The following is a 22,089-nucleotide window of genomic DNA, read 5'->3' as shown; positions in this document are numbered from 1 at the left end:
TAATTGATAATATTTGCAAAAATACAAAATCAGTTGACATAAATCAATGAATCGGATGGAAAAGATAGTTTGTTTTATTGAAGTGCCCCCATTAAGTTGAATCCGCTAACAATCATATCGCTTGTATTACTTAGTGGGGACATTTCGGTGAATGCACATAAAAATGTATTATTTAATACGTTCGAAATAAGGCAGACGTTCTAATGGAACTTCTATTTCAAATGTTTTCGGACCTTTGAACTTTTTACCCATATCATCACGCCATTCACCCTTAGGTAGTTTTACAGTCCTATGAGTTCCTTTTGTTATCATAGGAGCTACCATATATTTATCGCCTAACATGAACTGATCATGACAATCGGCAAATCCCTGATGCGGAAATGCATATTCCAGATGTTGCACAATGGGTTCGCCTGTCTGAGAAGCATGTATAGCTACTTGCAAAATATAACTTCCCATCTGTTCATGGAATTGAGCAAATTTACGACATATATCCAAATGTCTCTTGTCAAGAATGCGCCAGGGAGCTACTGAGAACTGCATCATTGGCATGAATGCATGAATCTGACAAGAACGCACAATCAATTCCTGATCGAATTTATCGGTATCAATATTCAAAAATGAACCGAACTCTCCACCACCGATCATATCAGGACAGGTATAAGCATGCCCTAATAAGCCAGCCGCTATCATATCAGGAATTAACAACGAGGAAGCTTGCCAGGAATAAGATTTATCACCCAAACGTTGTACAATTGCTTGACCACCCAACTTGAATGAAGTACGGAATTCATTATACGGAAACTTTAATCCTAGTTCTGCCCACTTTTGAGAAAAAGTACATGCATTGGCAGTCGGATCATGAAAGGCATATTCGCCTGTAAAATGGTTTACATCACCTGCATCAAATTTATAACCGTCAATTCCGTATTTTCTTTGGGCAGTAAGCAACTGTTCTTCCAGATAAGAAGCTGCCTCCGGATTTGTCATATCATAACAAGCACTTACGCCATTCCACCAATGTATCATAGCCGGTGTGATACCGTCTTTTTCCTTTACCAAATACCCTTTTTTTGCCAACAAACGATACTCGGGACTATCTGCAGAAACAAAGGGAGCTATCCATAACATTACCTTGAATCCCTGTTTATGCAGACGGTCGATCATTCCTGCTGCATCCGGAAACTTATCTGGCTTAAATTCAAAATTACCATAATATTTCTGCCAGTTATCATCTATCATAAAGATACCTGTCGGAAAGTCATTAGCCAATATATCTTGGGCATATTTTTCTATGTCAATCTGATTCTGGTTGTACATCAACTCAATCCATGTATTATACTGCGGTTTGGAGAAGAATATTTCTTCCGGTATTTTCTGGGAAGGTGGAAAGTGTTGAGCCGAAGCACTCAGATAAGCATCCTTTAGTGTCTTTCCGGCAGAAACAGCATTTAGTTTTTCATAATCAGAACTGAGAAGTAGTGTGTCATTTTGCAATCGGAAGCGGAAAGGCTGTTCGCTCCAGATATAACGGCCCTCGGAAGATAATATCAGCGGAACAATCTGGTTGTTCAGGTTCTTTTTACTCAAATCGTACCATTCTGTTGTTGAAGTAAAAGGCATGTGGCTACCCAGCGCAACCAAACCACCCCACCATTTTTCACCTTTCAATGGTGCTACGGCTGTTTCATACTGCTGTGCTATGGCAGAAACAGCAGAACATAAGATCAAAATACTAATAAATGCTTTCTTCATAATATTATGTTAATTATTTAAGTTGGGATATATTTTGAAATGACTTTTCTTTTCGTGCTTTGGCCTCTTATTTTATAAAGAGACGGTTGATGGTTAGAATACTCATTGCAATATTAAGAATAAAATGATAATTAACAATAGAAGAGTCTGGTTGAATTTTTCAAATATAAGATTGTCAGCTTATACCTGATTTGGTTTCTATCTTCTCATAGATACCCAACCTGAATATTTTATGCTTTATAACATAAAAAAAGAATGAGTATTTTTTCCTCCGATTGCCTCTTTGTATAATATAAACGAGATTTCATAAAACCTTAGTTAAACAATTAAAATCTTACGCGTATGAAAAGAGCACGAAAGGGGCATCTTATGACAGCGAGCCTCATACGAAGACTCTGTTTAAGCCTTTTACTTCTATTTGGTGGGTGGGTATCTTTACCTGTGTACGCCCAAAAAGCAATTACTCTGGATTTAATCAACCAGCCTTTCTCTACTTTTATTAAACAAGTGGAACAACAGACGGACTATAAATTTTTCTTTGAAGAACAAAGTGTGGATGTGAATCGGCTTGTAAATGTGAAAGTACAGAATCAGGATGTAAGGGTAGTACTGAACAAGGTATTGAGTGGTACAAATATTACCTATACAATTGCCAACAAGAAGATTCTTCTGAAGAAACAAGAAAACTCAAAGCTTCAAAGGGGGAAGGCACTTCCGAAAGAAATAGCGGGAAGTGTAGTAGGAGAAGATGGAACCCAGCTGATAGGGGTTAGTATTCAAGTCAAGGGAAAAGCGGCTGGTACAATAACCAACGGTGATGGCAATTATCGGTTGGTACTGCCAGACAACAGTGATGCTATCGTTGTAACGTATGTCGGCTACATTCCTCAGGAGATCTCTTTAAAGAATAACAATTGGCAGAGGATAGTTCTTAAAGAAGATATAAATATGCTTGACGATGTAGTTGTTGTAGGCTATGGTACTGTTAAAAAGAGAGATTTGACGGGAGCTATTTCTACAATAAAAGCAGACGAGATGGGACTGGCAGGCATTTCTTCTATCGGTCATGCCCTGGAAGGAAAAGCGGCTGGTTTGTATGTTCGTCAAAATAGTGCACAGCCGGGTGGGGGGCTCGATATTCTTGTACGTGGAGCCGGTTCTATCAATGCAAACAATGATCCGTTGTATATCGTAGATGGATTTCCAATTGCAAAGTTAGACCAGATTGCTTCTTCAGACCGTAAAATGGACCCGGGAACACAGGGTGTACTCAACTTCTTGAATCCTAACGATGTAGAATCTATTGAAGTATTGAAAGATGCCAGTGCTACGTCTATCTACGGTGCTCGTGCAGCCAACGGTGTAGTAATCATCACAACCAAACGTGGAAAAGAAGGAAAAACGAAAGTTAGCTATTCTTATAATTACTCTTATCAGAAATATTCGGATACTTATGACTTACTTTCTCTACCGGAATGGATGAAAGAGAAAAACAAAACAAGTTGGGAATTGTGGATCTGGAATAATAAGGTAGCTCCCTGGGGTACAAAAACGTTGGAGGAAGCGTTAATGTCTCCCGTCAATGGTATCAGATATAACCGTCCGTACACAGAACAAGAAATAGCCAATGCGGGAGCGGGTACAGACTGGTTGGATTTGGTAACACGGAACGGGTTGATTCAGGAACACAACATCAATTTGCAAGGTGGAAATAAGGGAACTCAATACATGTTGTCATTCAACTATTTCAACCATGAAGGTATTATACGCAACTCCGGAATGACCCGTTACACGATGAAAGCCAATATCGACCAGGAGTTTTTGAATATATTCAAAGCCGGGCTAAACCTGACGATGACTCGTATTATTAATGACAATACACAACTCGGTTCGGATAAATGGGAAAATTCAGGCCTTATCCGTTCGGCCGTCGAAATGGGGCCGCAAATACAGGCTTATGATCCTGAAACAGGCAAATACCCTACCAATCCATTGGTTGGTACCCGTCCGAATCCTTATTCTTTATTGAATAACGTGGACCGTGGCAATACGGACCGTGTATTGGGTAACATCTTCGTCGAAGCACGTCCTTTGGACGGACTGACATTGCGTGTAAATGCAGGCATAGACCGTGCTGCCCAAAGTAGAAAAACATATCAGCCTAAAAGTACTTTAAATGGATACAACCTGCAGGGAGTAGCCAGCGTATACGGTATGGATAACAACCAATACTTGCTTGAGGCTACGGCAACCTATCTGAAAACTTTTGCAAAAATCCACAAAATAAATCTGTTGGCAGGAACTTCTTACGAACAATTCAATTATGAAGGAGTGAATGCAGGAAACAATAATTTCCTGACGGACGGATTTATTTACAACAATCTGGGAGCCGGTGGAGGAAACAAGATAGTAGGCTCCGGCAGTTCGGAAAATAAGATGCTTTCTTATTTTTTTCGTGCCAACTATATCCTAAAAGACCGCTATTTACTGACAGCTACTCTGCGTTCTGACGGTGCCAGTGTATTTGCCAGAAACCACAAATGGGGATATTTCCCTTCTGTTGCTTTAGGGTGGACCATTAGTGAGGAAGATTTTATGGCGAAAGTTTCTGACTGGTTGAGTATGTTAAAACTGAGACTTAGCTGGGGGCAAACCGGTAATGCTGATATCAGCACAAATGCATTTGCAAGTTACTATGCTCAGGAAGCCTATAATAAAGAAGATAAATCTAAGCAAATTGGTGTGTTTCAAGGACGTCTGGAAAACCCCGACCTGAAATGGGAAACAACGACCGAATGGAATGCGGGACTTGATTTCGGCTTCTTTAATGGACGCATCAGTGGTTCTGTGGAATATTACTATAAGGTTATTTCAGATCTTTTGAACTATAAACCCTTAAATTCTTATCAGACTATAACGCAGGTGATTGCGAACATTGGAAAGACGAAGAGCACCGGTATTGAAGTAACTCTGAATACCAAAAATATTGTGACTAAAGACTTCTTTTGGTCTACCGATCTTACTTTTACAAAGTACAAAGACCGTTGGAAAGAACGTACCCCAGACTGGAAACCAGCCGTATATGAAAAATATGACGCACCTATCAGAGCCATTTACTCCCGTCGTGCCGATCATATTCTGCAAATTGGTGAAAAAGTGCCCGATGCACAACCTTTGTTGCTTCCGGGACAATTGGTAATCAAAGATATCAACGGATATGTGCGCGATGCAAATGGTGATCCGGTGGTTGACGAAAACGGACGTTTTCAACTGTTGGGGCATCCGGACAACATTATTGATGATGCCGATATGGAATTAATAGGAACCAGTGATCCGGGTTGGCTGGCAGGAATGACGAATACTTTCAAGTACAAAGATTTTGATCTTAGCTTCCACCTCAATGGAATGTTTGACCGTATCATGGAAGATCCCACCGCAATGGAATATGGAATTTCCGGTGACGGTATTGCCCGGTATGGCTTGAATGCTCTCCGCTCGGTTAAAGATCGTTGGACTTGGGATAATCCGTCTACAACCAACCCCAGCACATTCCAGGGATGGGAAAATACGTATAGTTCCGGTGATTTCTATTACCAGAAAGCATGGTTTATCCGTATGCAGAATATTACTTTAGGATATACATTGCCCAAACACTTGTTGGCAAAAACTAAAGTGATTTCCAACCTTCGCGTACATGCCAGTATAAACAACGCTTTTATTATCACTCCTTATGACGGGTTGGATCCTGAAACGGACTATTATACCGCTTCATATCCCAATGCGAGAACATTCAGCTTCGGAGTTGATATCTCATTCTGATATTTTTAACGCTAAAATCAAGTATAATGAAACGATACATTAAAACATATCTGGCAGCCATCGTATTTATAGGTACCTGCCTGAGTAGCTGTATTGATCTTGATCCTGTAGATTATTCTGAGATCAATCCTTCAAATTTTCCCAAAAGTGAGGAAGACCTGAAAGCCTTGGTTCTTTCCTGTTATTACCCACTTCGTGGTAACTGGTGGGATGGAATACATTCTCCTTCTGAACGGGGAGTGATGTTTGTAAATGATGCAACCACTGAAATTCTGACCCAAACGTGGGGGCCGGCATACGACTGTTCGTTACTCAATTTCTTTCCGGAAACAGAAGGAGTGACTTTCTTTTATTATGAAAATAAAGAGCCTTACGGATATGCCAATAAGATTAGTCGCTGTACGCTCGTATTGGATTACATTGAAAAAAGTTCATTATCAGACGATTTGAAAGCCCGTTATAGTGCAGAGGTCAGATGTGCACGCGGTATGCTTTCTTACATCTTATTTGATATGTATGGACCTTTGGTTGTGGCTCCGATTGAGGTCTTACTAAATCCTCTGGAAGAAGTTCCTTTGCCACGGTTATCGCATGAAGAAATGGTGAAGTTCATTGAAGGTGATCTTATATTTGCCTCTGAACACCTTCCTTATCCGGGAGCTGCGGAGTATGGTAAATTCAGCAGAGGGCTGGCTAAAATGTTGCTTATCCGTCTCTATTTGCATGAAACGGTAAGTAACAAAGATTACTATACTAAGGTAGAAACTTTAGCTCGCGAACTGATGGATTCCAAATATGGATACCGACTAATGAGTGACTATCCTGCTATGTTTGAACTTGGTGGGCAAGGGAGTGCCAATAAAGAGATTATTTGGGCTATCCCTTCTTCTGGCGAGGGTCCGAGCATGAATCAATGGCATATGGGAGCACTTCCTACTGATTTTAACCAAAATGGTATGGGAGCCGGTTGGGGTATATGTACCAGCACCTGGTGGTTCTATGATACATTTGAGTCTGCTGATACCCGAAAGACTTATTTACTCAGCCATTACACAAATGCAGCCGGAGAAGTAGTGGATCGTAATACTCCCGGTTCACCTTTGGCAACAGGGCCTATTCCGTTGAAGATCGGATATGATCCGGCAGTATTAGGTTCGGGTGGCTATTCTGATATTGATGTGATCATTTATCGTTATGCAGATGTGTATCTTTCATTGGCAGAAGCACTTGTTATGAAACCGGAAGCAACTTCAAAAGATTACACCGAAGCTTTGGGGTATGTCAACACAATACGTGAACGTGCTAAACTGAAAGCTCTGAAATTGGAGGATGTCAATACTCAGGAAAAATTTATTGATCAGATTCTGACAGAAAGAAGCCATGAATTCTGGTGTGAGAATGGACAATACCGTGCAGATTTAATTCGTCATGATAAATTTGTACAACGTGCTATTGCTGTAACTCAGACTCCTTATGCGAATAAATATAAAGAATTATATCCGTTGCCTCTTTCTGTCATAACAGATGGTAAAGGGCAAGTAAAACAAAATCCAGGTTATGATAAATAGAATGTTTAAAAGAAGTAGTTTAATGGCCTTATTACCTTTCTTGTTTATTTTGGGTATTACGGCATGTGGAAGTGATAATCAGTCGAATGCTGACGACAAGGGTTCTAATGGTGGTGAAACGGAAGTTGGCCCGACAAAAACGGTGAATTATATATCAACGAATGAACTGTTCCCTAACCCTGAACGTGGTTTCTACAAATATACAGACAGCAAGGGTACACCTGCACTTTCGGAACAAACATTGCGTAGTTACCGACAAAAACAGATTTCCCTTATCTATCGTCTTTATTATCTGAAAGATTTCAAGAATGCACCGATTAGCGATGCATTCCTCTCACAGATTAAACAAGACATGGAGGTAGCCCGTAAGGCAGGTATAAAAATGATTCTGCGTTTTGCTTATTCTCTGGCGATGGATGAACCGGATGCACCACTCGCGGTCATCCTGCAACATCTGGATCAAATTAAACCTATACTCCAGGAAGATAAAGATGTGATTGCTGTATTGCAGGCAGGTTTTATTGGTTCATGGGGAGAATGGTACTATACGACCAATAATCTGAATAATGATGCAGCCCGTAAAGCGATACTGGATAAAATTCTGGAAGTTTTGCCGACAGACCGTACCGTGCAAGTGAGAACCCCCAATTACAAACGCAATTATATAGGGGTGAAGACTGCTATCAAAGCAGAAGATGCATTCAGTGGCAAAGTTGTAGCCCGAATAGGACATCATAACGATTGTTTCATGGCCAGTGTTGATGATTATGGTACTTATACAGACGTAGCTGTTGATAAAAGTTATTTGAATGCGGAGGGACTTTATCTGCCGATAGGTGGAGAAACTTGTCCGCCGGAAGGGGTAGATCCTGCCGATTGTGACAAGGCACAAGCAGAGATGCGTAATCTTCGTTGGTCTTATCTGAATGAAGATTATTACAAAGGAGTAAACGATACCTGGATCACAGGTGGATGTATGGACAGGATTATCCGTGAAATGGGGTATAGGATTGTCTTGCAGAAAGGGGAGTATTCTGAAAAACATGCTCCGGGTAGTGAGCTTTATGCGGCTATCACCTTGCAGAATTTGGGCTATGCTCCTCCATTTAATGCGAGAAAAGTTGAATTGATTTTGCGTTCAAAAGATGGAAAGACTACTTATGTAGCCTCCTTGCCGGATGATCCACGGAAATGGCAGCCCTATAAAGTTGAGACTATAAATGCCAAGGTTACATTGCCCACTGATTTGGCGGTAGGGGATTACAAATTGTATTTGTATCTGCCGGATCCGGTGAGTACTATACATGACCGACCGGAATATGCTATTCGGTTGGGTAATAAAGATTGTTGGGAAGCAGCAACCGGATACAATGACCTGGGCATAGACATTCAGGTAAGTGCATCTTCAGATTTGCCCGCGAGCCAATCACCCATTAGATTTACTTTAAAGAAATAACTTATGGCAACTGCTAATAAACGTTTGGCTTCCTTGGACCTGTTAAGGGGCTTTGACCTGTTCTGCTTGTTGATGCTTCAACCCATTCTTATGACCTGGCTGGAAATAGAGAATAATCCGTCATTGGATGCTATTACCAACCAATTCACTCATGTAGAATGGCAGGGCGTTGCATTCTGGGATTTGATAATGCCACTGTTTATGTTTATGTCCGGCATCACCATCCCGTTTGCCATGTCAAAATACAAACAAGGAGAAAAGATAGACCGTCATTTCTATTTCCGGCTTTTTAAGCGTTTCTTTGTCTTGTTCTTTTTGGGCTGGGTAGTACAAGGAAACTTATTAGCATTAGACATCAGGCAATTTCACATTTTTGCAAATACACTCCAGGCGATTGCTGTGGGGTATGTGGTAGCAGCTCTGCTTTACGTATGGTGCTCATTTCGTACGCAAATTGGTTTTACGGTTCTATGTTTCATAACTTATTTATTGGTTTTTGCTACAATAGGTGACATGAATTATGAACCGGGAACTAATATTGCAGAGGAGATAGACCGTTGTGTGTTGGGTTCTTTGCGTGATGGAGTTATCTGGACAAACGGAACATGGAGTTTCGATTCGTCTTACCACTACACATGGATATTAAGTAGTTTGAATTTCATAGTTACTGTGATGCTCGGCAGCTTTGCCGGTCATATTCTCCGACTTCGGAAAGAACCTGTTCAACGTTTGAAAGTATTATTGCTGGTGGGGGGCTTCCTTGTGGCTGCGGCTTTGTTGATGGATCCCCTTTTTCCAATTATCAAACGTATATGGAGCAGTTCGATGACCCTTTTTTATGGTGGTGTCTGCTTCTTGCTCATGGGTATCTTTTATTACCTGATTGATATAAAAGGATGGAAGTCGGGAGCAGTAAATTGGCTCAATTATTATGGAATGAATTCCATAGCTGCATATTGTTTGTTTGAAGTGGTGAACTTCCGCAGTATATCAGACTCTTTGTTTTTTGGGCTACAACAGTGGTTCGGAGTGTATTATCCTTTGGTTGGCATTTGTTTTCAATCAGCTATCGTACTGTTGATTGTCAAGTGGATGTATGACCACAAAATATTCCTTAAAGCTTAACCCCTTAAAAAATATGATTATGTCCTTAAAAAGATTTTTTATATTACTATCAGCTATTCTACCGTTACTTTTTTGCGGTTGTGATGACGATGAACCTGCAAATGCAGGTAATGCCCCCAAGCCGGAGATGAACATTGTTGTATCTCCGCAAAGTGGACTTTTCTATGGAGATAAGGTCTCCGTAACGGGTACATTAACAGACGAAAAGAATCTTAAAATGTATACCATTCTTTTGAAAGACGAAAATGATACAGAACTCTATCGTAAAGAGCAGATGTTGTTGGGACAGAGTTTTCAAATGAATGAATCATTCTCTATCCCTCTTCCGAAAAATGCAGAAGAAGGAACTTTTAAAGTGGAGGTGATTCTGGAAAACAGCCGGAGTGGAGAGGCGGTACAAAGTTTTGATTTAACATCCTTACAAGTACCAACCTTCAACAGGTTATACCTCTTGTTGGGCAATAAGTCTGTTGTCGAATTATATCCGAACGGAGATGTATTTGAAGCTGATGAGACTTTTCCTGCCAACATAAAAGGTATTATTTCTCCAACTCCTACCAATACAGGATTATATTGGGGAACTGTCAATGGAGAAATCCAAACAATGGCCAAAGACTCCATTGTTATTGGTGGCGATATTGAAGCCTCTTGCAAAATCACATTCAATCCTAAAACTTTTGAACTGACTTTTGGAGAAAGACATGGTTGGACGTCTCTTCCATCTATAGATAGTTATTATATTCTCGGTACTATTTCCGGTCACTGGCAAGATGGAGAAATAAAAGAAGAGAAAGCGAAAATGCGTATGCAAGGATATGAAAGTGGTGATTTACGTTACTATACTTGGTTCCCACCCGAAGGAGATAATGTAGAAACAGGAATGTGGGGTTCTATTGCAGCAGGAACCTTCCAGTTGAAGAAGGCCGGAGAAGATTCATTTATATTATGGAACGGTACTCAACTCACGACTGGTTCGGCATATGATACAAGTAAGAGCTTCCCGGTTACTGCAGGTGGTGCTTTTGAAATCCGTGTGTATTTTGAAGGAGATGAATGTACTAAAGTTTCTATTATTAGCAGTGAACGTACGCTTGAATTTACAAATGAACAAGTAAAAGCAAACGGTGTAATTTTAGGAAATAGCATTGATTTTGCCGGCACTCAATTGCAATTAAAGAGTGGCACAAGCTATATCTATGAAGGTGAAGTTGAACTAACAAAAGGAGAGACGATTAGTTCCAATACTGTGGATTTATCGCTCTGCACTCCCAATAAAGATTTGTTCGCGGGTAGTGGTAACGCAAATTGGACTTTGACAAGCTCTACCGGCAAATATTTTATTCAGATAGATGCTTTCAGTGGTAGCTCTTATGCCCGTCCGGCAAGTGGATATCCGGATGCAATCTATATGTATGGATGGAGTTGGGCGCATTCCCAAGCAGGTACTGCTCAGAATTGGCAGGTAGATAGTGCTCTTCCATTAGTACGCGTAGGAAACAGTTTTGTTTACGAAGGTACATGTTACGTGTTCAGTTGGGGAGGAGATGTAGCATTTATATTGACAAATCCTTCCGGTGAAATAAAAATAGAATTACCGAACGTAAACTTCGATGCAAATTCTAATATACTAAACGGTAATGCAACTCATTTCACACTACCAACTGTTGAAGGATATTATAAGGTAAGTGTCGATTTGAAAGATGGAATTACTATTTCGGATGGTAATCCTGCTACAGTTACTCCTAATGGTAGTGGTAATTTTACGCTGAGATACACGCTTCAATAGGTAGCTTAATTTTTGAATAACGCTACTAATAAAGGTCCGCCGGAAACGACGGACCTTTTTAATTTTTGAAACAGTTCAGAATAAAGATTCTTTTATTATTGAAAATAAATTGTTTTTCGCTCAGCAATTGAAACTTTTGACCAGGGAGAAACGGAAGTCCACAAAGCAAGATCGTTGAGAGTAGCCGGGTAGACAAGTTTTCCTTGTAAATCAGCTTCTAATGCTTTCAACATAATATAATCCATGCCTTGATGATGCGCATCCTGTAATAGAGCATCTTCGCCCCACTGCTGCCAATATAGACTTTCGTAACGCTCAATGTAGGAGAGATCAGATTCCCAGGTTTCATCCGGGCTGACACCCTCCACATAGATGCGGCTATTATCTCCCTGCCATATACTTTTTGTTCCTTGTATTTCAAAATCCAAACTACGAGGACGAGGCAACGTGGTATCATGAATTAGCGAGATAAGAATTCCTTTTTCAGTTTCTATTTGAGTAGAAACAATATCTCCCATCTTGATTTCTACATTTGTATCTCCACCCAGGTCTTTTATCCGTTGCAATAAACCAGCCGACTTGGAAGCCAGCGAGGTCAAAGATTTGAAGTGATCTGTCCGATTGATACCGGCGATCATGCAAAGAGGAGCTAATCCGTGTGTCGGATAAAGATCGCCGTTTTCGCTCTGGTAGAATTTGCTTCGCCATACACTTTCTGTTTTACCACGATGACCGATGTTGCCGGAATCATCTAACAATAAAGAGCGTAAGTCATGTCGGTATCCACCGCGCATATATATAATTTCTCCGAATACACCGGCATTCACCATATTGCATAAAGCTAAAATATCTCGTCGGAAAAGCGTATTCTCTAAAGGAAAAACACGACAATTTTTTTGCTCTGCCAAATCAATCAGGGGTTGATACTCGTCTAAATAAAGTCCACCTTTTATCTCCAAAGCAATATGACACTGCCTCTCCACACATTGTATTGCATGGCTAACATGACACTGCCAGGGAGAAGTGATGAACACCAATTCCGGTTTATGCCGGTCAAGCATATTTAAATAATCTTCTTCGCCATTGTTGTAACAAACAATTTCGGGTATATCGGTTTCTTCAATATACGGATCGGCAACTGCCATTACTTCAAAAAAAGGAAAGTTTTGTAGGAATTGCAGCAGTTGTTTTCCTCGGTATCCTGCTCCTATCAAAGTAGTCTTTATCTTTTCCATGCGTTTATTTTCTCACTTTGACTATTTTTCGGTTTACATCAATATGGTAGGACATTTGTGGAGTAATACTGTCCAATGCCGCAAGAAATTCATTCAAACTTTCGTCGCGAAGTGTAGCTTTATAGCTCATTTTCTGTAATTCCGGAGCTACCTCAAACTTATATCCGAAATGTCTTGAAAGCTCTTCTTTCTTTTCTTCCAGCGTATGCCCTTCAAAGATAATCTCTTTACGTTCCCAGGCATAGACATGCTTTAACGAACGTTGTTCTATCCGATAGGTTCCGGCTTGGTTGTCATATACAAAACTTTCTCCCGGCTGAAGAAACATATTTTTGTTACTACCCGCTATGCCAATCTCTACCTTACCATGTTTCAATGTAACGACCCCTTCCGGATCATTTCCATATGCCATTACATTAAAATTCGTGCCTAATACACGGACACAATAGTTATAGGTGTGCACATAAAAAGGTTTATCTTCCTTGTGTACTACATCAAAGATTGCCTCACCCTCCAAACGTACGTCGCGCGTATTATTCCAGCCTTCCAGAGAATAGGTCAGCTTGGAACAAGCATTCAGAAGCACTGTTGTTCCATCCGGCAATATGGTTTTTGCTTGTTGTCCTACTTCTGTCTCTAAAGTCACTAACCCTTGTGGCATATTCAATCTTGTATAAATCGTTCCTGCTATCCAACCACTAAGAATACCCAACAGGATGATAGCTGCAGAGGACCAAACCTGTTTCAAGGTAAAAGGCTTGCCTAAAGGAGCTGATTTTGGAGCGAGACCGGTTCTTTCTGAGAATTTCTTCCATTCATGCTCAGTATTGGCTTCTTTCTTATCTTTTTCATAATTTAGATACAGATAAGAATCTTTCAATGAAAAAAGAAACTTCTGATTCTCTTTGTTATCACGCAACCATGCTACTAATTGGCGTGTCTCGTCCTCAGTAAGTTCATTCTTCAGATATTTCATAAAATAATCTTCATTGACACTAATCATCACAATATTATTTTAAAAAGTTCTTAATTAATAAGATAGTCAATAAAGGAAGATATCCCTGCATTGACTTCTTAATTTGTTTTAACCCCTTATACAATTGATTTTCAACAGTACGAACAGACAAGTTCAGTGCTGCGGCAATCTCTTCACTTCTCATACCCTCATTCCGGTTCATTCGGAAAATGTTTTGACATTGTTTGGGTAGCTTATCAAGCGCTTCCTGATATTGTTCATTCAGATCTTTAAAGTATAAATCATTTAGAATATTGCATTCAGGGGTATAATAAGAAAGCTCCAGTTCTCTCAATGCCACTTCATTTATATTAGAAAAATTGTTGAGTAATGAATCCCGCCGGATTTGTTTCAAGCAAAGATGCTTCATGATGCGGAATAAATAGACGCTTATTGCTTCCGGTGCATTAATCTGAGTACGGTGTTCCCAAAAGGCAATGAAACATTCTTGAACAAGATCTTTTGTTTTATCCTCGTCATGTAGGAGTCCTTTGCAGAACATATACATTTTAGGATGATACTTTTTGTACAACCATTCAAAAGATGCTGTGTCTCCTTGCTGTATCTTAGAAAAAAGTATGCGTTCTTCCATACTTTCCTCCTTTCAGAAATAATTGTTTTATAATAGACATACACGAATTATTTAAATTCATAAAAAGAATATAAGAGCCAGAGCATTAAAAAGAAGTTTCCAAATATAGATAATTTTACATTGTCTACCAAGAAAAAAACGAAATTATCGTCTACTTACATCATTTTTGAAAGCCTTTTGGAGGCACATAAATGTCAAAGTGTTAATTAATATTTTATTTTTATATTCTTGTGAGTATTTTAATCGCTCAACAGCTCTTTTAAAGTATAAACCTTAGAGCATAAAAGAAGAAAAGAAGCATTAATTATCAATCTCTAAATTCTATATCATGAAAAAATACATTCCGTTGACTATTATACTTGCAGTTGTTTGTATAGCAGCAGGTTTGTTTCTTACTGCAAATATGCAAAAAGAAAGTAAGGATGTCAAGTCTCTTGTGGTATTTACTCCTGAACGCCCTTTGGGGCAGCAGGATGCTATTGGGTTAACTTGTCCTCCTATTGAAACTGTACGTATTGGATTTATCGGATTAGGCTCACGAGGTAGTGAAGCCATCCGACGTTTTACTTATCAAAAAGGAATTGAAATAAAAGCACTATGTGATCTGCATCAATCGAAAGTAGATAGTTGCCAACAAATGCTTCACCAGGCTGATATGCCTGAAGCAACTGAATACTATGGTAGTGAGGATGCCTGGAAACAAATGTGCGAAAGACCGGATATCGACCTTATTTATATAGCTACTGATTGGCTACATCATACCCCCATGATGGTTTATGCTATGGAGCATGACAAGCACGTGGCTTGTGAAGTACCTGCAGCCATGAGTTTGGAAGAGATATGGGAAGTTGTAAATACGGCAGAACGTACTCGAAAGCACTGTATGATGTTGGAAAACTGCGTATATGATTTCTTTGAGATCACAACTCTGAACATGGCACAACAAGGACTATTTGGAGATATTACCCATGTAAAAGGTGCTTATAATCATTGTTTGCAAGATTACTGGGGAGACTACAACGCAGACTGGCGTATGCAATACAATCTCAATAATAGGGGAGATGTGTATCCCACACATGGTATGGGACCAGCTTGTCAGCTACTCGATATTCATCGTGGCGATCGGATGAAATATTTGGTGGCAATGGACAGTGATCCTCTCTCTTTACCTCAGTATTTGAAAGAACATGGAAATAGTGAAGATGCGCAAAAGGTGAAAAACGGAGAAGTCACACTTACCTTAATACGTACGGAAAAAGGAAAGACAATTCAGATTGAGCACAATGTAGCTTCGCCACGTCCTTACAGTCGCTTATACCAACTCACAGGTACTAAAGGATTTGCCAATAAATATCCGGTGGAGGGTTATGCATTGAATAGCAGTGATTTGCCTTCGGATATTACAAGCGGGCAAAACTTTACTGCTCATGAGTATATACCCGAAGAAATAAAGAACCGGTTAATGAATCAGTATAAAGATCCTATTGTCAAAACCATGGAAGCACAGGCTAAAGAAGTAGGTGGACACGGTGGTATGGACTTCATCATGGATTCGAGATTAATCTATTGCCTGCATCACGGATTGCCATTAGATATGGATGTTTATGATCTTGCAGAATGGTGTTCACTAATTCCTTTGACTAAACTTTCGATTGAGAACGGATCTGTCCCTGTAGAGATACCGGATTTTACAAGAGGGAACTGGAATAAAATACAAGGATATCGGCATGCATTTATAAATTACAAATAAGAATCATTTATGTGAATGATTTTCTAAATAGAGCTATAATGTGTTCTGATAAGCAGTAATTGATACTGTTTGCAAAAGCATAAAGTTAGTTGACGCAAATCAATGAATCGGGTGGAAAAGGCATTTCCCCCCTTTTCCTAATGATCATTATTTTATGAGTAAATCTATTTACCACTAAAAAGATAAACCAATATCCCTATTAATAGGATAGCTAAAGTTACCCAACTTTGCCATGTGAATTTCCCTGGATATGTACCATCTTTCTTTAGACTTCTTTTGTCTAAGTTGAATTTTGCTGTTGCCATTTGGATATGAATTTAAGGGTTTTGGCAAATTTGCCAGTAAATGTAGTGAAATAAGTGGGAATAAACGGGAATATAACGATATAATTTTAAATGTAATGTGATAAAAAAGCCTGTTAGAAAAACTAGCAGGCTGATTATCAGTTAGTAGTGGGTACGAGAATCGAACTCGTATTACATGCGTGAGAGGCATGTGTCCTAACCGTTAGACGAACCCACCGATTTTAGATTTAAAAAGAGCCAAGTCTTAATAACTTAGCTCTTTTTTTGTTGAGATTAAGCGGAAGCTGCGAGATTCGAACTCGCGGTACGGTTACCCGTACGTCAGTTTAGCAAACTGGTGGTTTCAGCCACTCACCCAAACTTCCTTGAACCCGCATTCTCTCTCAAATGCGGTGCAAAGATAGGAGGAAGTTTTGAACTATGCAAACCTTTCTGCAAGATTTTTTTCTACTTTTTCTTCCGCATATCGTTAATTGGCTATGTTTCAAATGTTAAACGTGAAAACTTTTTTAGTCCGGTTTTTGTGATGGATAAAGAGGTTTACCAGTTTCGTCTACTTCGGTCCAGCCTAATACTTCAACATTTGGAAATGAAACAGAATTTCCATCAATCACTGCACTGAATACGTAAGAATCTCCTCCTGCCAACTCTCCGTTGGGTAAAAGAACGTTTACGTTATAGGTACGTGGAGTATTTTCACCATCTGCCAGTATTTGCAAGGTCAGCGGCATCGCTGTATTGGTTTTTAGTGGAAGCATGATATATTGAGCTGTGAAACCATTAATTCCCATATTGGCTGTTTCGGTACTATACGTTGTATACGGAGTTATTTCTCCGGTAATCATGTCCATAGTAGCACCCGGGTTTGCTGGAGTGATGGAAGCTGAAACCAGTTTGTCCAGTTTTATTCCGCTACCGGCAGAGATGTTGAATACTATCTGGGTGGCACAGTGTTGAAAAAGAATAGGCATGCTCACTTGTGTACTCGTAACGTCCTGTAATTTGTTACTTGCCCACAAATAATCTACTCCGTTGTTCAAAGGTTCTGAACGCTCGTTGACGAATTTAGCAGAAGCTGTAGAAGAGTTGTTAGAAATGGCGTAGAAATAATAAACGCCATTGGGCAGATACATTTTATATCCTTCTACACCGGTTAGTACCCCTACGGTAGCAGTGGTATAGATACCTTCGGCAGAAGGAGTTTCGAGTGAAGTAACTGGTGATTTGAATGCGTATATAGAACTTGTTATTCCTTTACGCATCGGTGAAAGAGAGCGTGTCATATTTCTACTCTCTATAGAAGCATGAAAAGTGATTAATGCTTTTTGATCCGGAGTTCCTGTTCCGTTATCAGATTGGCCTTCTTCTGTCCCATTTTCGCCAATATTGATATTGATTGAGTCTTTGGAACATGCGGTGAAAAATAAAGTAGTACATGTAAGTATTGTCCATGCAGCAGCTTTTACAAAATAAATTTTCATAATTAAGTGTTTTAGGATGAATGATTTTCCTATATACACTTAAAAGGAGATTTTGTTCAGAACAGGAGGGAAGAGGGTAGCAATTAAAATAAGAGCATAAAAAAAGGCTATCTATCCCAGACAGCCAATCTTTTTGTTAACCTTAAATCTAATACTATGAAAAACACAGTACAAAGATACATACTTTTGGGAGATTAGCAAACTTATGAGGCTTAATAGCTTGACTTATAACATGAATTAAGAAGTTTGGTGCCGGCGTTAACGTTTGGTAGTAAAAAGGTGAGATTTCCCTCTAAGGATTAGGTTATTCCCTTATTGAATGTAGGATTTTTCTTTTGGCTTCAATCAAACGTTTGCCTACTTTTGTTTTATGCAAAAACACATAAAAAGAAAGGAAAAAGATTATGAAAACGAAAGCTTTTAAATATTTGAAACTGGTATTGCTGACCTTTGCTATGGTTAATCTAACAGCTTGTGAGATTGAAATAGATGGTTTTTATGATGATGACAATATTGGCGGTAGCTATTATAATAAGTCACGTGATCTGTGTAGCCGTACCTGGGTGAGAACTTACTATAATAGGGATGGTTATTACTGCCGGCAGGAGATTGATTTTTATCTGGATAGAAGAGGAGTGGATTACATTCGTATACAGTATCCTGATGGAAGAATACGGGAGGATGAATATCGTTTCAACTGGAATTGGGAAAATGCAGTACAGTCATCTCTTTGTATGGTATATGGCCCGAATGATGTTTCTTATCTCGATGAAGTGAATCTTTGGGCGAATCGCCTTGAAGGATATCTGGATGGATGGGATAATTATGTAGTCTATAAGGGCAGGCTCTAACTTATTTGATATAAATCAACTCTCGGTTTCGTTAAAATTGAATACCTTTGCACCCCGAAATTCAGACGAGGTAAAAAGTGACACACAAAATTCAGCAGGAGAGTATTAAGAAGAGGCTGGCTAAGCTGGCTGCTCCTATCTTTATAGAAACGCTGCTTATCATGATGCTTGGTGCAGTAGACACTATCATGTTAAGCCGTCATTCCGATAACAGTGTTGCTGCCGTAGGGGTAGTCAATCAAATTATAATGCTGACGTTCCTGGTATTTGAGGTAATCAATCTGGGAACGTCCGTTTTATGTTCGCAATACTTAGGTGCAAAGCTCGAAAAAAAAGTGGTACAGGTTGTTGGAGTATCACTGTTAGTGAATCTGGTTGTGGGAGGAACAATCAGTCTTTTTCTTTATTCAATGAATACCACCATACTCGGTTGGATGGGGCTTGGTCCGGAACTAATGGCAGATGGTGCAGAGTATATGCGTATTGTTGGCTCGTTTGCTTTCTTTCAGGCTATATCTCTCACCTTATCGGCATCGCTTCGTAGTGCTAATAAAGCTATTTATCCGATGTTGGTCACAGTGGTTGTCAACATTGTCAACATCATAGGGAACTATTCATTGATTTTCGGTAAGTTTGGTTTTCCGGAATTAGGTGTGGAAGGAGCTGCTATCTCTACGGCATTCAGCCGAGGAGTAGCAATGGTAATTTTGTTCATAATTCTTTTCCGCAAACATATTCATCGTTTTCCGCTTGTCTATTTCCGTCCTTTTCCCTGGATAGAACTGAAAAATCTGATGAAAGTTGGTTTACCTTCGGCGGGTGAACAGTTATCTTACAGCTCTTCGCAGGTAGTCATTACATTCTTTATTAATATGCTGGGAGTAGAAGCGTTGGCAACGCGAACTTATTGTGTTAATATCATCATGTTTGTATATCTTTTCAGTATATCAATGGCACAGGGAGGAGCTATTTGTATCGGTCATCTGATAGGGGAAAAGAAACCTCATGCTGCTTTTCTGCTGGGAAAGTATGTGATGAAAAAATCGGTGATGATCACTTTTATTCTCTCTTGTATCCTTGCTGCTTCCGGACGTACTATTTTGGGGTGGCTAACGACCAATCCGGAGATTATTCGTATGGGAGTTATTGTGTTGGTTATAGATACTGTACTGGAAATAGGGCGTCCTATCAATATTTTTGCTACCAATGCTTTGCGTGCAGCAGGCGATGTGAATTATCCTTTTTATGTCGGTTTGGTTGTAATGTGGACTGTGGCAGTAGGCGGAGGCTATCTGTTTGGAATTCATTGGGGTTGGGGTTTGTGTGGTATGTGGGTGGCCTTTTTGCTGGACGAAAACATTCGGGGCATCATCTTTGTTCGTCGTTGGTACAGTATGAAATGGATACACAAAAGTTTTGTACGCGCATAAATAGTTTCTATCTTTGCAAAAATTAATGTGTCAATATGCCAATGTATCAATATGCCAATTACTATGTGATATGTTACAGTGCGGTCAATTGGCACATTGGCACATTGAATAATTATATTTATGGAATGGTTATATAGTCTCTTCATCGAGCATTCAGCCTTGCAGGCCGTAGTTGTTATCTCACTTATATCTGCCATCGGGCTGGGATTAGGCAAAATACACATCTGTGGTATATCTCTTGGAGTGACTTTCGTGTTTTTTGCAGGTATCTTTGCCGGACATTTCGGACTATCAGTTGATCCGCAGATGTTGAATTATGCCGAGAGTTTCGGGCTTATCATCTTTGTTTATGCATTGGGGCTTCAGGTGGGGCCCGGCTTTTTCAGTTCTTTTCGTAAAGGTGGTATCACTTTGAATATGCTGGCCCTTGCCGTAGTGCTCTTGGGTACCCTGCTTACAGTGTTATGCAGTTATACAACGGGTGTCTCTTTACCTAATATGGTTGGTATTCTTTGTGGGGCCACTACTAATACTCCTGCTTTGGGAGCAGCACAACAAACCTTAAAACAGATGGGACTGGAGAGTAGTACTCCTGCTTTGGGTTGTGCAGTTGCTTATCCATTGGGGGTAATAGGAGTGATTCTTGCAGTGTTACTTATCCGGAAGGTATTAGTGCGTAAAGAGGATCTCGCCATCAAAGAGAAAGACGATACTAACAAAACTTATATTGCTGCTTTTCAGGTACATAATCCTGCTATTTTCAATAAAAGTGTCAAGGACATAGCTCATATGAGTTATCCTAAATTCGTCATATCTCGTTTGTGGAGAGACGGTAATGTGAGTATCCCTACCTCTGAGAAGATTCTGAAAGAGGGTGACCGTCTGTTGGTTATAACTTCTGAAAAAGATGTATTGGCTCTGACTGTACTGTTTGGTGAACAGGAAAACACTGACTGGAATAAGGAAGATATCGATTGGAATGCTATTGACAGCCAGCTTATTTCGCAACGTATTGTGGTAACCCGCCCCGAACTGAACGGTAAGAAACTCGGTTCACTTCGTTTGAGAAATCATTATGGAATCAATATCAGCCGTGTTTACCGTTCGGGTGTACAGTTACTTGCTACCTCTGAACTTACTTTGCAACTTGGCGACCGCCTGACAGTAGTGGGTGAAGCAGCTGCCATTCAGAATGTGGAAAAAGTATTGGGAAATGCTGTAAAAAGTTTGAAAGAGCCTAATCTGGTGGCTGTGTTTATTGGTATCATATTAGGATTGGCTCTTGGGGCTATTCCTATTTCTATTCCCGGTATTAGTGCTCCTGTGAGACTAGGATTGGCAGGTGGACCTATCATTGTTGGTATTCTGATTGGTACGTTCGGCCCGCGTATGCACATGATCACTTATACTACCCGCAGTGCCAATCTGATGCTTCGTGCATTGGGGCTTTCCATGTATCTGGCTTGTCTGGGGCTTGATGCCGGTGCACATTTCTTCGATACGGTATTTCGTCCTGAAGGGGCGTTGTGGATTGGTCTGGGTGCCGGATTAACCATTATTCCTACCGCAATTGTTGGTATGTTTGCTTTCAAGATAATGAAAATCGATTTTGGCTCAGTCTCTGGTATGTTATGCGGAAGTATGGCAAATCCGATGGCATTGAATTATGTGAATGATACTATTCCGGGTGATAATCCGTCTGTAGCTTATGCCACGGTATATCCGTTGTGCATGTTTTTGCGTGTCATTATTGCTCAGATATTACTCATGTTCTTGTTGAGTTGAAAATCTTATTTAGTTGAAAATTGGCTGCGCTGTGAAGTTTGTATATAGGCTTTAAAATAAACAAAAAAGTAATTTAAATCGTAAAATCGTAAATTGTCAACGTACCTATGTGTTATGGATTAATAATGGTCATGAC

General features: G+C 39.8%; 14 protein-coding genes and 2 tRNA genes. 9 read left to right on the top strand and 7 right to left on the bottom strand.

What is annotated here, in order from left to right; genetic code table 11:
* Positions 1-168 precede the first annotated feature (168 nt).
* Positions 169-1,755, bottom strand: a complete 1,587-nt coding sequence (locus K8P02_RS09765) for a glycoside hydrolase family 31 protein (protein WP_025867651.1) — start codon at positions 1,753-1,755, stop codon at positions 169-171.
* A 342-nt stretch (positions 1,756-2,097) separates the two neighbouring features.
* On the opposite strand from K8P02_RS09765, the gene K8P02_RS09760 reads away from it, so the two are divergent.
* Genes K8P02_RS09760 through K8P02_RS09740 form a run of 5 tightly spaced genes read left to right on the top strand, consistent with a single transcriptional unit; the run spans position 2,098 to position 11,509 of the window.
* Positions 2,098-5,574 carry a TonB-dependent receptor gene (locus K8P02_RS09760; protein WP_025867652.1) on the top strand — a complete coding sequence of 1,159 codons (3,477 nt, stop codon included), beginning with the start codon at positions 2,098-2,100 and terminating at the stop codon, positions 5,572-5,574.
* Between the two features lie 26 nt (positions 5,575-5,600).
* Positions 5,601-7,142 carry a RagB/SusD family nutrient uptake outer membrane protein gene (locus tag K8P02_RS09755; RefSeq protein WP_002560782.1) on the top strand — a complete coding sequence of 514 codons (1,542 nt, stop codon included), beginning with the start codon at positions 5,601-5,603 and terminating at the stop codon, positions 7,140-7,142.
* A gap of 1 nt (position 7,143) precedes the next feature.
* Positions 7,144-8,598, top strand: a complete 1,455-nt coding sequence (locus K8P02_RS09750; protein WP_223382275.1) for a DUF4832 domain-containing protein — start codon at positions 7,144-7,146, stop codon at positions 8,596-8,598.
* A 3-nt stretch (positions 8,599-8,601) separates the two neighbouring features.
* Complete coding sequence (locus K8P02_RS09745; protein ID WP_025867654.1) at positions 8,602-9,723, top strand: acyltransferase family protein; 1,122 nt, start codon at positions 8,602-8,604, stop codon at positions 9,721-9,723.
* 19 nt (positions 9,724-9,742) lie between these two features.
* Positions 9,743-11,509, top strand: a complete 1,767-nt coding sequence (locus K8P02_RS09740; RefSeq protein ID WP_025867655.1) for a cadherin repeat domain-containing protein — start codon at positions 9,743-9,745, stop codon at positions 11,507-11,509.
* A 95-nt stretch (positions 11,510-11,604) separates the two neighbouring features.
* On the opposite strand, the gene K8P02_RS09735 is transcribed toward K8P02_RS09740, so the two are convergent.
* Genes K8P02_RS09735 through K8P02_RS09725 form a run of 3 tightly spaced genes read right to left on the bottom strand, consistent with a single transcriptional unit; the run spans position 11,605 to position 14,351 of the window.
* Positions 11,605-12,744 (bottom strand): Gfo/Idh/MocA family protein, encoded by a 1,140-nt coding sequence (locus K8P02_RS09735; protein WP_223382273.1) that lies wholly within the window; start codon positions 12,742-12,744, stop codon positions 11,605-11,607.
* Between the two features lie 4 nt (positions 12,745-12,748).
* Positions 12,749-13,720 carry a FecR family protein gene (locus K8P02_RS09730; protein ID WP_223382268.1) on the bottom strand — a complete coding sequence of 324 codons (972 nt, stop codon included), beginning with the start codon at positions 13,718-13,720 and terminating at the stop codon, positions 12,749-12,751.
* A gap of 34 nt (positions 13,721-13,754) precedes the next feature.
* Positions 13,755-14,351: an RNA polymerase sigma-70 factor gene (locus tag K8P02_RS09725; RefSeq protein ID WP_007485155.1), complete on the bottom strand. Its 597-nt coding sequence runs from the start codon at positions 14,349-14,351 to the stop codon at positions 13,755-13,757.
* Between the two features lie 328 nt (positions 14,352-14,679).
* On the opposite strand from K8P02_RS09725, the gene K8P02_RS09720 reads away from it, so the two are divergent.
* Positions 14,680-16,101 carry a Gfo/Idh/MocA family protein gene (locus K8P02_RS09720; protein ID WP_025867657.1) on the top strand — a complete coding sequence of 474 codons (1,422 nt, stop codon included), beginning with the start codon at positions 14,680-14,682 and terminating at the stop codon, positions 16,099-16,101.
* 450 nt (positions 16,102-16,551) lie between these two features.
* Here K8P02_RS09720 and K8P02_RS09715 read toward each other — a convergent pair.
* The 3 genes from K8P02_RS09715 to K8P02_RS09705 all read right to left on the bottom strand — a co-directional run bounded on the left by K8P02_RS09715 (position 16,552) and on the right by K8P02_RS09705 (position 17,887).
* A tRNA-Glu gene (locus K8P02_RS09715) sits at positions 16,552-16,623 on the bottom strand.
* Positions 16,624-16,684: 61 nt separating this feature from the next.
* Positions 16,685-16,771 (bottom strand) — tRNA-Ser (locus K8P02_RS09710).
* Positions 16,772-16,915: 144 nt separating this feature from the next.
* Positions 16,916-17,887, bottom strand: coding sequence for a fimbrillin family protein (locus tag K8P02_RS09705; protein WP_025867658.1), 972 nt, complete (start codon positions 17,885-17,887; stop codon positions 16,916-16,918).
* 404 nt (positions 17,888-18,291) lie between these two features.
* On the opposite strand from K8P02_RS09705, the gene K8P02_RS09700 reads away from it, so the two are divergent.
* The 3 genes from K8P02_RS09700 to K8P02_RS09690 all read left to right on the top strand — a co-directional run bounded on the left by K8P02_RS09700 (position 18,292) and on the right by K8P02_RS09690 (position 21,953).
* Positions 18,292-18,738, top strand: coding sequence for a hypothetical protein (locus tag K8P02_RS09700; RefSeq protein WP_025867659.1), 447 nt, complete (start codon positions 18,292-18,294; stop codon positions 18,736-18,738).
* A 77-nt stretch (positions 18,739-18,815) separates the two neighbouring features.
* Complete coding sequence (locus tag K8P02_RS09695) at positions 18,816-20,168, top strand: MATE family efflux transporter (RefSeq protein WP_002560719.1); 1,353 nt, start codon at positions 18,816-18,818, stop codon at positions 20,166-20,168.
* A 120-nt stretch (positions 20,169-20,288) separates the two neighbouring features.
* Positions 20,289-21,953, top strand: a complete 1,665-nt coding sequence (locus tag K8P02_RS09690; protein ID WP_025867660.1) for a putative transporter — start codon at positions 20,289-20,291, stop codon at positions 21,951-21,953.
* Positions 21,954-22,089 lie beyond the last annotated feature (136 nt).

Origin of the sequence: Bacteroides nordii (assembly GCF_019930665.1) — a bacterium.
In the GTDB taxonomy this organism is placed as follows: domain Bacteria; phylum Bacteroidota; class Bacteroidia; order Bacteroidales; family Bacteroidaceae; genus Bacteroides; species Bacteroides nordii.
Note: the sequence above shows the minus strand (reverse complement) of the source record. Positions and strands in the feature narration are given on the sequence as shown.

What these genes read in the sequence shown, in the direction of transcription:
- K8P02_RS09765 (WP_025867651.1), bottom strand. Translation starts at nt 1,755, where the DNA reads ATGAAGAAAGCATTTATTAGTATTTTGATCTTATGTTCTGCTGTTTCT.
- K8P02_RS09760 (WP_025867652.1), top strand. Translation starts at nt 2,098, where the DNA reads ATGAAAAGAGCACGAAAGGGGCATCTTATGACAGCGAGCCTCATACGA.
- K8P02_RS09755 (WP_002560782.1), top strand. Translation starts at nt 5,601, where the DNA reads ATGAAACGATACATTAAAACATATCTGGCAGCCATCGTATTTATAGGT.
- K8P02_RS09750 (WP_223382275.1), top strand. Translation starts at nt 7,144, where the DNA reads ATGTTTAAAAGAAGTAGTTTAATGGCCTTATTACCTTTCTTGTTTATT.
- K8P02_RS09745 (WP_025867654.1), top strand. Translation starts at nt 8,602, where the DNA reads ATGGCAACTGCTAATAAACGTTTGGCTTCCTTGGACCTGTTAAGGGGC.
- K8P02_RS09740 (WP_025867655.1), top strand. Translation starts at nt 9,743, where the DNA reads ATGTCCTTAAAAAGATTTTTTATATTACTATCAGCTATTCTACCGTTA.
- K8P02_RS09735 (WP_223382273.1), bottom strand. Translation starts at nt 12,744, where the DNA reads ATGGAAAAGATAAAGACTACTTTGATAGGAGCAGGATACCGAGGAAAA.
- K8P02_RS09730 (WP_223382268.1), bottom strand. Translation starts at nt 13,720, where the DNA reads ATGAAATATCTGAAGAATGAACTTACTGAGGACGAGACACGCCAATTA.
- K8P02_RS09725 (WP_007485155.1), bottom strand. Translation starts at nt 14,351, where the DNA reads ATGGAAGAACGCATACTTTTTTCTAAGATACAGCAAGGAGACACAGCA.
- K8P02_RS09720 (WP_025867657.1), top strand. Translation starts at nt 14,680, where the DNA reads ATGAAAAAATACATTCCGTTGACTATTATACTTGCAGTTGTTTGTATA.
- K8P02_RS09705 (WP_025867658.1), bottom strand. Translation starts at nt 17,887, where the DNA reads ATGAAAATTTATTTTGTAAAAGCTGCTGCATGGACAATACTTACATGT.
- K8P02_RS09700 (WP_025867659.1), top strand. Translation starts at nt 18,292, where the DNA reads ATGAAAACGAAAGCTTTTAAATATTTGAAACTGGTATTGCTGACCTTT.
- K8P02_RS09690 (WP_025867660.1), top strand. Translation starts at nt 20,289, where the DNA reads ATGGAATGGTTATATAGTCTCTTCATCGAGCATTCAGCCTTGCAGGCC.